Consider the following 13,070-nt stretch of genomic DNA (forward strand, 5'->3'; position numbering starts at 1 on the left):
GCGCGCGAGATCCCTGCGCACGACGGGTGGGGGCCGACCGCTCAGCGCGCGAACGCGGCGGTGGGGCGCCGTGGGGCGCCCTGGTGCGGCGTGCGGGTCAGCCCGGCAGGTGGGCGACGAGCGCCGCGACGAGGTCGCGGGCGTCGCGGTCGACGGCGGCGGTCGTCGCCGTCAGGTGCGCGCCGAGCCCATCCGGTGCGACGTCGAGCTGCAGCACGTCGACGAGCGCTGCCTGCCGGACCGGGCCCAGGTCGGCCACGGTCTGGAAGCGGGCCCACGCCCGGGTGCGTCGCTGCGAGATGCCGACGACCTTCCGTCCTGCCGGGTCGACGACCTCGCCGGGCCCGAGGCCTGCGAAGCACACGTGTCGCGACCACGGGGTGCGCACCATCGGACCCCGGTGGACCCGTGCAGCGACGCCCAGCGCACCGAGCGCCTCCGCCCAGAGCTCCCCCACCCAGTGCATCGCCCGGCCGACGTCCTCGTCCCACAGGTCGTGTCCGGCGGGGATCAGGAGGTCGACCCACAGGCACGCGTCGGGCACGACGAGCACGGCGCCGCCGCCGCTGCGCCGACGGACGACCTCGAGGCCGCGGGCCTCGACGGCGGTCCGGTCGACGTCGTCGTCGGGCTGGGCGCTGCCGAGCACCAGCGCGGGGGCCGTGGCCTCGAGGACCCACATCGACGGCACCAGCGGGGTCGGCACCTCGGCGGCGTGCAGGGCGCCTGCGGTGCCCCGCCGCTCGTCGACCGCCCACCCCGAGGGGAGGACGGTCACCGGCGCTCCCCGACCCACCGCTCGACCGTGACGTCCTCGAGCACCGCTGCGTCGGGGGTCACGCCGATGCCGGGGCCGTGGGGCACCGGCAGCGCGCCGTCGGCATCGAGCTCGATCGGCGGCACCAGGTCGCGACGCACGTAGGCGGACGTCGGCCCGATGTCGGCGCCGTCGGACACCAGGACGGACCCCGCGACGGCCAGCGAGACAGCGCGCCCGACGCCGAGCTCGTACATGCCGCCGCACAGCACCCGCAGCCCGGCCTCGCGGGCGACCCGGGCCACCTCGGTCGCCGCGGTGAGCCCCCCGACCCGGGCGGGCTTGAGGTTGACCACGTCGACCGCGCCGAGCGCCACCGCCGCGGCCAGGTCGTCCGCACGGACGAGGCTCTCGTCGAGGGCCAGCGGGACGTCGGTGAGCTGACGGAGCCGGGCCGCGCCGACCAGATCGCCGGCGGGCAGCAGCTGCTCGACGTGGTCGAGGCCCATGTCGTCCACCGCCCGCAGGAGCGCCTGCGCCGCGTCGAGGTCGTAGGAGCCGTTGGCATCGGCCGCGAGCGCCAGGTGGGGCCACGCCGAGCGGACCGCCCGCAGCGGCTCGACGTCCGCACCCGGGCGGATCTTCAGCTTGACCGCACGGTGACCTGCGGCGATCCGCTCACCCACGGCGTGGACCAGCGCGTCCGGGTCCGTGGCGATGCCGACGACCGCCCGGCTCGCCACGGCCGGCCGGGCGGCGCCGAGCACGTCGACCAGGCGTCGGTCCGCAGCGCGGAGCGAGAGGTCGACCAGCGCGACCTCCACCGCGGCCCACGCCATCGGGTGACCCACCACCTTCGGGGGACGCCCGTCGAGCACCGCGGGGACGACGTGGTCGCGCAGGACCGCCCACGCCCCGTCGTGCCACTCGGAGGTGTAGGTCGGCGCGGCCAGCGCCTCGCACTCCCCCCAACCGCTGCGCCCCTCCTCGTCGACGACGCGCACCAGGACGACCTTGCGCACGGACTCGACGCCGTGGGCGGCCACGATCGGCGCGACGAGCGGGACCTCGACGCGGCGGAGCTCGACGGCGACGGGCGGACCGGCGCTCACGCCGGTTGGAGGCGTGCCGGGTCGAGGTAGGGCTGCCAGTGGTCCGGGGCGTCGGGCGCCGCGACGAGCGCCCACGTGAGCGGCCGGGGCGCGACCGGGTGACGGGCCAGCCGCATCGCCGTCTCGGACAGGAGCCGGTCGCCCTTGGAGGAGTTGCAGCGTCGACAGGCGGCCACGACGTTCTCCCAGACGTGGGCCCCTCCCCGGCTGCGGGGCACGACGTGGTCGATGCTCTCGGCGGCGGAGCCGCAGTACTGGCACAGGTGGGCGTCGCGGTGGAACACGGCGCGGCGCGTCAGGGCGGTGTGGCGGGGGTACGGGACGTGCACGTAGTGCCGGAGGCGGATCACCGAGGGGACCGGCAGCGACATCCGCTCGGAGCGCACGACCGCCCCCGACCCGTGGAGGAGGTCGGCCTTGTCGGCGAGGACGAGGACCACGGCGCGTCGGGCCGCGACGACGCCGAGCGGTTCGAAGCTCGCGTTGAGCACCAGGGCCCGACCCATGGCGGCAGGGTAGTTCCAGCCGTTCCACCGCGACGGGCGCGATGTCAGCGGCGCACGACCGAGGGCCACGCCCGGCACCACTCGAGGTACGCGACGACCTCGTCGGGGTCAGGGGCGCCCCCCTCCCCTCCGAACGCCGTCACCGACCGGAACGTCCAGTACGCCCGGTCGGGCACCGGGAGGAACGGCGGTCGTCGCCACCACCCAGGCCGAGCCGTGCGGTGCACGACGCGCAGGGCGGTCGGCCAGAGGGCCGGGAGCGTGAGGACCCGCCACACCGAGCGGGCCCACGAGGGCCGGCGGACGGTGGTCGTGGGGCGCACGGCCGAGAGGGTAGCGGCGGGCCGGGACGGGGCCGTCAGGCGATCCCGAGCGCCGTCCCCTGGCCACGCAGCGCGACCGCGGCCGCGCCGACGAGCGGTCCGTCGGCGCCGAGCCCGGCGGGCACGATCCGGGCGCCGCGCGAGAAGTCGAGCAGGCAGAGCCGGTCCATCTCCGCCTGGGCCGCCCGGAAGAACGGCTCGCCGTAGCCGAGGGCGACCGAACCGGCGACGACGACGAGTCGGAGGTCGAGCAGGTTGCACACGGAGGCCGCGCCCCGGCCGACGACGCGACCGACCCTGGCGACCGTCTCGGCGTCGGCCTCCGCGGCGGGGCGGCCGGTGCGGCGCGCGATCGCGAGTCCCGATGCCTCCCCCTCGAGGGTGCCCTGCGCGTGCCCGGGCATGGTGTCGCCGTCCGGCTCGACGATCACGTGGCCGACGTGTCCGGCGTTGCCGCCTGCCCCGTCGAGGAGGCGGCCGTCGAGGACGATGCCGCCCCCGACCCCGGTCGACACGACCATCGCCATGTAGTCGCGCACGCCCGTCGCCGCCCCCCGCCACCCTTCGGCCAGGGCCAGCGCCTTGGCGTCGTTGTCGACGTGCACCGCCAACCCGGTGCGCTCCGCCAGACGGGCGCGGAGCGGGAAGGCCCGCCAGCCGGGGATGTTCAGCGGGGACACGTGGACGCCGCCGGGCGCCATCGGTCCGCCGCAGCCGACCCCGAGCGCGACCGCACCCGCGACGTCGCCGACGGCGTCCAGCGCGCCGCAGAGCGTCGCCCAGAGCTCTGCGGCCGATGCCGCGGCGGGTGTGGGCCGGACCTCGCGGCGCAGGACCCGCCCGTCGAGGTCGACGAGCCCGACGTCCATCTTGGTGCCGCCGATGTCGATCGCCAGCACCGTGGTCACGGCGCGACACCGTAGCCACTCCCCGTCGGCTCGCCGCCCGCCGCCGGCCACGGCGACGCCGTACCCTGTGGCAGGGCCAGGCGGCCTCGCGGACGCGCTGCCACGGCGCCAGACACGGAGGAGCACCGGACTTGGCCACCCACGAGACGGACACGCAGACCTCGACCTTCGCCCAGCAGGCGCGGGCGATCGTGGACAACGTCGAGCGCGTGATCCAGGGCAAGCGGGAGGTGATCGAGCTGATGCTCGTCACCCTGCTCGCCGAGGGCCACCTCCTGCTCGAGGACGTCCCGGGCGTCGGGAAGACGTCCCTCGCCAAGGCCCTGGCCCGGTCGATCGACATCTCGTTCGGGCGCATCCAGTTCACGCCCGACCTGCTGCCCTCCGACGTCGTCGGCCTCACCGTGTGGAACCGCACGGACAGCAGCTTCGAGTTCCGTCCGGGGCCCATCTTCAACGGGATCGTGCTCGGCGACGAGATCAACCGCGCGTCGCCGAAGACCCAGTCCGCCCTCCTCGAGGCCATGGCGGAGGAGCAGGCCACCGTCGACGGCACCACCTACCACCTGTCGTCGCCGTTCATGGTGATCGCGACCCAGAACCCCATCGAGTACGAGGGCACATACCCGCTGCCGGAGAGCCAGCTCGACCGGTTCCTCATGCGCATCTCGATCGGCTACCCCACCTCGGCGGGCGAGCTCGAGATCCTCTCGACGCACGGCCGGGGCAGCACGCTCGACGCCATCGAACCCGTCGTCTCGAGCGCCGAGGTGCTCGACATGATCGCCGCGGTGCGCAACGCCCACGTCAGCAAGGAGGTCGCCGCGTACCTGGTCGACCTCGCCGACGCGACCCGTCGCCACCCCTCGCTCGCCCTCGGCATGTCGCCCCGCGCCACCCTCGCCTGGCAGCGGGCGGCGCGCGCCTACGCCGCCCTCGCCGGCCGCAGCTTCGTGATGCCCGACGACGTGAAGGCCCTCGCCCACCACGTGCTCGGCCACCGGCTGCTGCTCACACCGGAGGCCGAGCTGCAGGGCCGCTCCACCGCCGACGCCGTCGACGACGTGCTGCGGACGGTCCCCACGCCGGCCTGGTCCGGCCGGTGAGCCGGTGATCCTCACCCCCCAGGGATGGGCGCTCGGCGTCGCCGCCGTCGCCCTCGTCGCGGCGGGACGGTTCTTCGGCACGCTCGAGCTGTTCCTCCTCGGCGCCGCGGCGGCCACGCTGCTGCTGGCCGTCACCGTGCGGGCCGCCCTCACGCGGCTCGACGTCAGCGTCCGCCGGGAGGTCCACCCCCCGAGGGTGCACGCCGGCACGCCGAGCCGCATCGACCTCGAGATCACCAACCGGGGACGCCGACGCACGCCGGTGCTGCGCATCACCGACGCGGTGAGCGGCACCCGAGGCGCCGACCTCGGCCTCGGGCCGATGGCGCCGGGCTCGGTCACCCGTGCGGCCTACCGGCTCCCCACCGAGCGGCGGGGCCTGGTCGAGATCGGGCCGCTGCACCTGCTGCTCACCGATCCGTTCGGGCTCACCGCGGCACGCATCCCCGCCGCGGGGCGCACCGAGCTCACCGTGTACCCGCGGATCGACCCCATCGCCGAGATGCCGGAGACCGCCGGCCACGACCCCGACGCCGCCCAGCAGTCGCCGACGTCGCTCGGCCGGTCGGGCGAGGAGTTCTTCGCGCTGCGGCCGTTCCAGATCGGCGACGAGCTGCGCAAGGTCCACTGGCCCTCCACGGCCCGGTTCGACGAGCTGCAGGTCCGCCAGACCGAGCTGCCCTGGCAGGGCCGGGCGACGGTCCTCCTCGACCTGCGCGACGAGGTGCACCCGTCCGACGCGTCGCTCGACGTGGCCGTCTCCGCCGTCGCCAGCATCATCACCGCCACCCGCCGCTCGGGCGACCTCGTCCGCCTCGTCGCCACCGACGGCACCGATTCCGGGTTCCTCCCCGGCAACGCCGCCTACGCCGCGATCCTCGAGTACCTGGCCGTCGTCCCCCGCTCCCCTGGCGCGAGCCTCGTCCGGCTGCTCGACTCGCTGGCCCGGTCCTCCCACGGCGGGGCGCTCCTCGTCGTGTCCGGCGCCCTCGGTCCGCACGACCGCACCCGGATCGCCGCGATCCGCCACCGCTTCGCCACCTCCGTGAGCGTCCTCGTCGACCGCTCGGCCTGGGACGACACCGCCGTCGACCCGGCGCTGCCGGGCGTCGAGCCCGACGAGATCCACATCACGCGCGACCGCCCGTTCCCGCAGGGGTGGAACCAGGTGATGAGCCACCGCCGCCGAGGCCGCCACCCCGCCGGAGCGCTCCGGTGATCGTGCGCGGCCCGCGGGTCGTCGCCGCCGAGCTCGCGCTGGTCGCCGTCAGCGCGTCGGTCGTCGTCGGCTTCGGCCGGCTGTTCCTCGGCACGTCGTGGCGCCTGCCGCTCCTGCTCACCGCGCTGCTCGTCCACGCGTCGTCCGCCCTCGTGCGCCGCCTGGGGATGGGCATCCTCGGCCAGGTCGCGGCGGCGACGGTCGGTGTCGCGCTCCTCGTCGGATGGGCCCTCGCGCCGGAGACCCTCCGCTGGGCCCTCCCCACCACCGAGACGTGGTCCGCTCTCGGGGCGGCGCTCGACGACGCCGTCCGCGCCTACCCGACAGCCCGGGCGCCGGTGGAGCCCTCCGACGGCTTCGTGCTGGCGTCGATGGTCGGCGTGGCCATCGTGGCCCTCATGGCGAACGTGGCCGCCTTCACCCTGCGCGCACCGCTCCAGGCCCTGATCCCGCCCTTCACCCTCTTCGTGCTCGGTGCGCTCCTCGGCTCCGGCGAGCACCGCGTCGCCGCGAGCGTCGCGTTCATCATCACCGCGCTGGCCTTCGTCCTCGCCGTGCGGGGCATCGAGATCGCGACGTCGACGTCGTGGCTGCCCGGAGACCGCACGCGTGGGCCCGACGCGCACATGCGCGTCGGCGGGGCGCTGATCGCGACGGCGGCGGTCGCCGCGCTCGTCGTCGGACCGGCGCTCCCCGGCGCCACCGAGGAGCCGCTCTGGACCTGGCGCGGCGGCGGGGGCGGAGGGGACCGGACGATCATCAGCCCGCTGGTCGACATCCAGCGCCGCCTCGTCAACCAGTCGCGCTCGGTCGCGTTCGTCGTCGAGTCGCCGACGCCGTCGTACTGGCGCCTGATGTCGCTCGACGAGTTCGACGGCCGGCAGTGGCGGATGAGCGCCAGCATGCGCGAGGTCTCCGGCGTCTTCGACCCGATGCGTGGAGCGGCGGGGGCCCGGGTCCGCCAACGGATCGAGATCCGGTCGCTCGACTCCGAGTACCTGCCGGCGGCCTACGCCCCGATCGCCCTCGAGGCCGGCGACGCGAGCGTCTCGTGGGACGACCGCTCCTCGACCCTCCTCCTCGACCGCCGCGCGCCGACCGGCTTCCGCTACGAGGTCGAGTCCGTCCTCCCGGACCACTCCCCCGAGCAGCTGCGAGCGGTGGACGGTCCGGTCGCCCCGTCGGTGGCCCAGCGGTACCTCCAGCTGCCCGAGCTCGACCAGCGGGTCGTCGACCTGGCCGAGGAGATCACGGCCGACGCGCCGACCGACTACGACCGCGCGCTCGCCCTGCAGACGTTCTTCCGCGAGGAGTTCGAGTACTCGCTCGACATCCCCGACGGCTCGGGCACCGACGCCATCACCCGCTTCCTGTTCGACGACCGTCGCGGGTACTGCGAGCAGTTCGCGGCGTCGTTCGCGGCCATGGCCCGGGTCCTCGGCCTCCCGGCGCGGGTCGCCGTCGGGTTCACCGAGGGCGACCAGGGAGGGCCGCGCGATACCACCTTCACCGTGCGCGGCGCGGATGCGCACGCCTGGCCGGAGGTGTACTTCGGGGGGCTGGGCTGGGTCCCGTTCGAGCCGACGCCCGGTCGGGTCGCGCCGGGAGCGTCGGCGTGGACGGGCCTGGAGGACGAGAGCGCGGACGAGGACGACCCCTCGACGACCCCGACCACGGCGCCGTCGGACACGACCGTGCCCACGATCCCTCCCGAGCTCGAGGACTCGATCTTCCCGCCCGAGCTCGAGGGCGACGGTGCCGTCGGCTCGGCGGGCGACGACGGCGGCCCGATCCCTCCGGCTCTGCGCCCGGTCCTGGCCGGTTCGCTGGCGGTCGCCGCGTGGTTCGGCCTCGTCGGCGGCGCGGCCCGGGGCGTGCACGCCCTGCGCCGGCGCCGGGCCGGGAGCGACCCGGGCGCCCGGGTCGGCCTCGCCTGGGCCGAGACGGTGGAGCTGCTGTCGTGGCGGGGCCGGCCGCCGCGGGCCACCGAGACCTACCTCGAGTACGCGTCCCGTGTGGGTCCCAGCTCGCCGTCGACGGCCGCCGATCTCACCGACCTGGCCCGTGCCGCCACGGTCGCGCGCTACGCCCCGTCGGTCGGCGACGACGACGTCGTCCGGGCCACCGAGCTCGGTCGGCGCATCCGCCGCAGCGTCCTCGACCGGCTGGCCTGGTGGCGGCGGGTCCTGCGTGCCGGCGATCCCCGGCGGCTGTGGGCCGCCGTGCGCTCAGCGGCGGGTCACTCGTCCTCGCCGCGGAAGCGGTCGCGCATCCTCTGGCTGGTCGAGCCGAAGTAGTCGCGCAGCCCGGCGCCCCGCATCGACTGGGTCATCTGCTCGAGGCCGGCGCGACCCAGCTTGCGGGCGTTGCGCTCGGCGAACAGCGCGGAGCCGAGCATCACGAGGAAGCCGCCGAAGGCGACGAGGAACGACACCGACAGGGTGAGGATCATGATCGCCACGCCGACGACGAAGCCGAGGAGGGCGAGCTTGATGTTGCGGAAGGCGTGCGAGTAGAGCGTCGTGGTCGCGACCTCGCGCGCCAGCGCCGGATCGCTCTCGTAGAGCTGTGCCTCGATCTGCTGCAGGATGCGCTGCTCGTCCTCGGAAAGCGGCACGGTCGCTCCCTCAACCTTCTGAGCCGGGTGTGGCTCTTGTCTCTGTCGGTCAGTCTCGCACAGGACTGAGGCTCCAACAACGCGCCCGACCGACGTTCACCCCTGCGCGCCCTCGTCCGGGTCGCCGGGGCCCCACTGCTGGGCGCCGCGCCGGACGAGCTTCAGCCCCTGGCTCGTCGTCGCCGCGGCCGGCCCGATCGCGGCGTCGCCGAACCGGTCGCGGATCAGGTCGACGGCCCGGCTGGCGTCCTCCCATCCGGCGCCGACGTCGATGAGGCTGAGCTGCCGGCCCGAGTCGTCGCCCAGCCCCGAGACGCCGACACCGAGGAGGCGCACGCCGCCGGCCAGGTCGAGCCGGTCGAGCAGCGCCTTCGCGGCCCGGGCGATCTCGGGGCCGGTGTCCAGGGGGACGTCGAGGGTGGTCGACCGGGTGATCGTGCGGAAGTCGCCGAAGCGCACCTTGAGCTGGACCGTCCGCCCCGTGAGCCCGGCCCGTCGCAGGCGGCTGGCCACGGCGTCTGCCTGGCGGACGACCTCGCGCCGCAGCACCGCGAGGTCGACGAGGTCGGTGGCGTAGGTCTCCTCGTGGCTGACCGACTTCGGCGGTGCGTCGGGCACCACGGGGCGATCGTCGCGGGCGTGGGCCAGCTCGTGCAGGTGCCGACCGGCGGCGTCGCCGAGCACGGATCGCAGGACGTCGACGTCGAGCGCGGCGAGCTGCGCCACGGTGCGCACGCCCAGTCGCTGGAGCTTCTCGAAGGTGGCCGGCCCGACGCCCCACAGCTCACGTACGTCGAGCCGCTGCACGAAGCGCCGCTCGTCGCCGGGGGCCACGACGACGACGCCGGGTCCGGGACGGGGTCCCTCGGGCGTGGCCCGCGGCTTGGCGGCCTTCGATGCCAGCTTCGCCACGAACTTGGAGGTCGCGACGCCGACCGAGCAGGTCAACCCCTCCTCGGCGCGCACCCGGTCGCGCAGGGACCGGGCGATGGTCGGCCCGTCGCCGTGGAGGCGTCGCACGGACGTGACGTCGAGGAACGCCTCGTCGAGGGAGAGCGGCTCGACGAGCGGCGTGACCTCCCCGAACGCGGCCATCACCCGTGCGCTGACCTGCGCGTAGGTGGCGTGGTCGCCCGCGAGGAACACGGCGTGGGGGCACAGCTGGCGCGCCCTCGTCGACGGCATGGCCGAGAACACGCCGAACGCGCGCGCCTCGTAGGAGGCCGCCGCCACGACGCCACGCGGTCCGCTCCCGCCGACGACCACCGGGCGCCCGCGCAGCTCCGGCCGGCGGAGGAGCTCGACCGACACGTAGAACGCGTCCATGTCGACGTGCAGGATCGTGCGCGGGCCCGGCCCCGGGTCTCGTGCGCTCACACCCGCCGGACGACGAGGTCGGCGGGGTTCGCGCCGTCGACGTGGTACCCGAACGAGCGCTCGTCGTCCCAGCGCTCGGCGAGCCACTCGACGAGCGGTTCCCGCACCCACGGGTGGGTGGTCGCCAGCCGCTCGCCGCAGACGTCGACGTCGACCCAGGCGGCGTCGACGACGATGCCGTCGGGATCGTCGATGGCCAGCTCGCCGCTCACCTCGACGGCCAGGTGGGCCTCGAAGCGCATGTGCCAGCCGAGCCCCGGTGCCATCGTCTCCAGGCGGTACACGGGCCCGAGCCAGCTCTCGACCGTGAGGCCGGTCTCCTCCTTCACCTCGCGCGTGAGGCCGGTGACCAGGTCCTCGCCTTCGTCGATCACACCGCCCGGCGGCGTCCAGTCGGCCCGCCCGTTGCGGCGCACGTTCTTCACGAGGAGGAGCCCCTCCGGGCCGAGGATGAGGCCCCCGGCGACCAGCCACTCACGCACGGGACGAGTCTCCCACGTCGGAGGGGTCAGGCGACGTCCGGCGCCCGGCGGAGGATCCGGTCCCGCACGCCCCACCAGGTGACGAGGAGCATCGCCTCGACGACGATCCGCCCGGACATCTTGGACGTGCCGCGGACGCGGTCGGTGAACGCGATCGGCACCTCGACGATGGTGCCGCCCCGCCGGGCGACGGCGTAGGCCATCTCGATCTGGAAGGCGTAGCCGTCGGCTCGGACGCCGCGCAGGGGGATCCGGGCCAGCATCGTGGCCCGGTAGGCCCGGAAGCCGGCGGTGGCGTCCCGCACCGGGAGGCCGAGCACCGTCGCCGCGTACCGGTTGCCCCAGCGCGACAGCAGCAGCCGGTGCGTCGCCCAGTTGGGGATCGCCCCGCCGGGGACGTAGCGGGATCCGATGACGAGGTCGGCACCGCCGTCCAGGGCGGCGAGCAGCTGGGGCAGGGCGTCGGGGTCGTGGGACAGGTCGGAGTCCATCTCGACGAGCGCCTCGTAGCCCTCGCGGAGACCGACCGCGAAGCCCGCTCGGTACGCCGACCCCAGTCCCGCCTTCCCGGGTCGACGCAGGACGCTGACGCCGCCGAGCCGGGCGCCGACGGCCTCGGCCAGGTCGGCGGTGCCGTCGGGGCTGCCGTCGTCGACCACGAGGACGTCGGCGTCGGGCACGGCGCGGCGGACCCGTCCGAGCACCTCCTCGATGTTCTCCGCCTCCTGGTAGGTCGGGAGGACGACCAGCGTGCGCACGGCGGGGGACTCTACGGCCCGAGCCCTAGCATGGGTCGGATGAGCACCCCCGACGCCGCACCGAACGGTCGGGCGCCGATCGGCGGCCCGGACCTCCCCGCTGCCCTGCCCTCCCCCGTCGCCCGCGCGCTCGCCTTCGTCGCGATCGCCGCCGCCGGCGTCTGCGGGGGCCTGATCGGGTACGCGGTCGTCGACCTCCAGGTCGACGGCGACGGTGGAGCCGCAGCGGCGCTCGGCGGCGTCGTCGGTGCGGTGCTCGCGGCGGCCGGCGTGGCGGTCGTGGCCGTGCTGACGCTCCGGGCGATGACCGAGTGGTCGTCGATCGAGGAGCGCCGGCGCCGCCAGGCCCCCGACGGACGGCCCTGACGGTGGAGGACCTCGACCACCTGGCCCGCATCGCCGAGCGCCTCGCCCTTGGAGCCGCCGAGCTGCTCCTCGACGGGCTCGGGCGCGCCACCCTCGAGGTCGGTACGAAGAGCACGGCCACCGACCTCGTCACCGACGTCGACCGCGCCTCCGAGCGCTTCCTCGTCGAGGGCATCCTCGCGGTGCGACCCGACGACGGCATCCTCGGCGAGGAGGGCACCGACATCGCCGGCACCACGGGCGTCCGGTGGGTGATCGACCCCCTCGACGGCACGACCAACTACGTCTACGGCCATGCCGGCTTCTCGGTGTCGGTGGCCGCGGTGGTCGACGGCGTCCCGAGCGTCGGCGTCGTCGTCGATCCCGTCCAGGACGACCTGTTCTCGGCCCGGCTCGGCGGCGGCGCCCACCGGAACCAGGCGCCGATCCGCTGCTCCGACCTCGACGAGCTCGGCACGGCGCTCGTCGCGACGGGCTTCGGCTACGTGCCCGACACCCGTGCGGCCCAGGCCCAGGTCCTCACCGAGGTGCTGCCCTCGATCCGCGACGTGCGCCGGATGGGCGGTGCGGCGGTCGACCTGTGCTCCACGGCCTGCGCCCGCGTCGACGCCTACTACGAGCGGGGCCTCGCCCCCTGGGACATGGCGGCAGGGGTCGTCATCGCCCGCGAGGCCGGCGCCCGCGTCGGGGACCTGCGAGGCGGCGAACCCTCGGGCGAGTTCGTGCTCGCCGCCCCGCCGGCGCTGTTCGAGCCGCTCGCCGAGCTCCTCCTGCGGGCCGGTGCCGACCAGCCGTTCCCGGCTCCCGTGGAGGCCTCCCCCCGTGCAGGCGCCCGATGAGGCACCATTCCTGACGTGGGAACGAGGATCCTGACCGTTGAGGACGACGAGCGCATCCGCACCGCGGTGAAGCTCGCGCTCGAGGACGAGGGGTGGATCGTCGACGAGGCGGACAACGGCGAGGACGCCCTCGAGCTGTTCAACCGCAACCCCACCGACGTCGTCCTCATCGACATCATGCTCCCCGGCATCGACGGCTTCGAGGTCTGCCGGTCGATCCGGCGCACGTCCGACGTCCCGATCGTCATGGTCACCGCCCGCGCCGACACCCACGACGTCGTCGCCGGCCTGGAGGCCGGGGCCGACGACTACCTCACCAAGCCCTTCGCCCCGAAGGAGCTCTCGGCCCGCATCCGGGCCCTGCTCCGGCGGGTGCGCTCCTCGGACCCGGGCTCCGCCCACGTGAAGCTCGGCGACCTCGAGATCGTGCCCGACGAGGGCGTCGTCACCCGCGACGGCCAGGAGGTCCACCTCACCAAGACCGAGTTCCGCCTCCTCGTCGAGCTGGCGTCGAGTCCCGGTCGGGTGTTCAGCCGCGAGGTCCTCCTCGAGCGGGTGTGGGGCTACGGCTACTTCGGCGACGGCCGCCTCGTCGACGTGCACATCCGCCGCCTGCGCACGAAGGTCGAGGTCGATCCCGCCAACCCGCGCCACGTGGTGACGGTGCGCGGCCTCGGCTACAAGCTCCAGCCCTGAGGTC

The 13,070-nt window shown here is 75.0% G+C and carries 15 protein-coding genes; 6 read left to right on the forward strand and 9 right to left on the reverse strand.

Going from position 1 to position 13,070, the window contains the following annotated elements; genetic code table 11:
• Positions 1-97: 97 nt before the first annotated feature.
• Genes GH723_RS10865 through GH723_RS10885 form a run of 5 tightly spaced genes read right to left on the reverse strand, consistent with a single transcriptional unit; the run spans position 98 to position 3,606 of the window.
• Complete coding sequence (locus GH723_RS10865) at positions 98-778, reverse strand: lipoyl protein ligase domain-containing protein (RefSeq protein WP_153759662.1); 681 nt, start codon at positions 776-778, stop codon at positions 98-100.
• A complete protein-coding gene (gene menC / locus GH723_RS10870) occupies positions 775-1,869 on the reverse strand; it encodes an o-succinylbenzoate synthase (RefSeq protein ID WP_195210248.1) in 1,095 nt (364 codons plus the stop codon). Before menC ends, GH723_RS10865 begins: the two co-directional genes overlap by 4 nt.
• Positions 1,866-2,375 (reverse strand): HNH endonuclease, encoded by a 510-nt coding sequence (locus GH723_RS10875; protein WP_153759664.1) that lies wholly within the window; start codon positions 2,373-2,375, stop codon positions 1,866-1,868. The genes menC and GH723_RS10875 overlap by 4 nt, the downstream gene beginning before the upstream one ends.
• Positions 2,376-2,419: 44 nt before the next feature.
• Positions 2,420-2,698, reverse strand: coding sequence for a hypothetical protein (locus tag GH723_RS10880; protein ID WP_153759665.1), 279 nt, complete (start codon positions 2,696-2,698; stop codon positions 2,420-2,422).
• Positions 2,699-2,733: 35 nt separating this feature from the next.
• Positions 2,734-3,606: an ROK family protein gene (locus tag GH723_RS10885; RefSeq protein WP_153759666.1), complete on the reverse strand. Its 873-nt coding sequence runs from the start codon at positions 3,604-3,606 to the stop codon at positions 2,734-2,736.
• A gap of 131 nt (positions 3,607-3,737) precedes the next feature.
• On the opposite strand from GH723_RS10885, the gene GH723_RS10890 reads away from it, so the two are divergent.
• From GH723_RS10890 to GH723_RS10900, 3 genes are read left to right on the forward strand one after another with little or no spacing between them, the layout of a single operon-like run.
• Complete coding sequence (locus GH723_RS10890; RefSeq protein WP_229022783.1) at positions 3,738-4,712, forward strand: AAA family ATPase; 975 nt, start codon at positions 3,738-3,740, stop codon at positions 4,710-4,712.
• A 4-nt stretch (positions 4,713-4,716) separates the two neighbouring features.
• A complete protein-coding gene (locus tag GH723_RS10895) occupies positions 4,717-5,931 on the forward strand; it encodes a DUF58 domain-containing protein (RefSeq protein WP_153759667.1) in 1,215 nt (404 codons plus the stop codon).
• Positions 5,928-8,228 (forward strand): transglutaminase TgpA family protein, encoded by a 2,301-nt coding sequence (locus GH723_RS10900; protein ID WP_153759668.1) that lies wholly within the window; start codon positions 5,928-5,930, stop codon positions 8,226-8,228. The genes GH723_RS10895 and GH723_RS10900 overlap by 4 nt, the downstream gene beginning before the upstream one ends.
• On the opposite strand, the gene GH723_RS10905 is transcribed toward GH723_RS10900, so the two are convergent.
• The 4 genes from GH723_RS10905 to GH723_RS10920 all read right to left on the reverse strand — a co-directional run bounded on the left by GH723_RS10905 (position 8,171) and on the right by GH723_RS10920 (position 11,165).
• Entirely contained in the window at positions 8,171-8,548 is a 378-nt protein-coding gene (locus GH723_RS10905) for a DUF3040 domain-containing protein (protein WP_195210249.1), read from the reverse strand. The genes GH723_RS10900 and GH723_RS10905 overlap by 58 nt on opposite strands.
• Positions 8,549-8,644: 96 nt before the next feature.
• Positions 8,645-9,925 carry a DNA polymerase IV gene (locus tag GH723_RS10910; RefSeq protein ID WP_229022784.1) on the reverse strand — a complete coding sequence of 427 codons (1,281 nt, stop codon included), beginning with the start codon at positions 9,923-9,925 and terminating at the stop codon, positions 8,645-8,647.
• Positions 9,922-10,407 (reverse strand): NUDIX hydrolase, encoded by a 486-nt coding sequence (locus tag GH723_RS10915; RefSeq protein WP_195210250.1) that lies wholly within the window; start codon positions 10,405-10,407, stop codon positions 9,922-9,924. Before GH723_RS10915 ends, GH723_RS10910 begins: the two co-directional genes overlap by 4 nt.
• Positions 10,408-10,433: 26 nt before the next feature.
• Positions 10,434-11,165, reverse strand: a complete 732-nt coding sequence (locus GH723_RS10920) for a polyprenol monophosphomannose synthase (protein ID WP_153759671.1) — start codon at positions 11,163-11,165, stop codon at positions 10,434-10,436.
• Positions 11,166-11,204: 39 nt separating this feature from the next.
• Here GH723_RS10920 and GH723_RS10925 point away from each other — a divergent pair, with 39 nt between their 5' ends.
• The 3 genes from GH723_RS10925 to GH723_RS10935 are packed head-to-tail and all read left to right on the forward strand — an operon-like array spanning position 11,205 to position 13,066.
• Positions 11,205-11,531, forward strand: a complete 327-nt coding sequence (locus GH723_RS10925; protein WP_153759672.1) for a hypothetical protein — start codon at positions 11,205-11,207, stop codon at positions 11,529-11,531.
• Between the two features lie 2 nt (positions 11,532-11,533).
• On the forward strand, positions 11,534-12,370 hold the full coding sequence (locus GH723_RS10930; protein ID WP_229022785.1) for an inositol monophosphatase family protein: 837 nt from the start codon (positions 11,534-11,536) through the stop codon (positions 12,368-12,370).
• A 15-nt stretch (positions 12,371-12,385) separates the two neighbouring features.
• The gene (locus GH723_RS10935; RefSeq protein ID WP_153759673.1) at positions 12,386-13,066 is read left to right on the forward strand and encodes a response regulator transcription factor; all 681 of its coding nucleotides are present in this window, start codon (positions 12,386-12,388) and stop codon (positions 13,064-13,066) included.
• Positions 13,067-13,070: the final 4 nt, after the last annotated feature.

Source organism: Actinomarinicola tropica (assembly GCF_009650215.1).
GTDB classification, from domain to species: Bacteria; Actinomycetota; Acidimicrobiia; order Acidimicrobiales; family SKKL01; genus Actinomarinicola; species Actinomarinicola tropica.

Coding starts and splice junctions, on each gene's coding strand:
- GH723_RS10925 (WP_153759672.1), top strand. CDS start 11,205: ATGAGCACCCCCGACGCCGCACCGAACGGTCGGGCGCCGATCGGCGGC.
- GH723_RS10875 (WP_153759664.1), bottom strand. CDS start 2,375: ATGGGTCGGGCCCTGGTGCTCAACGCGAGCTTCGAACCGCTCGGCGTC.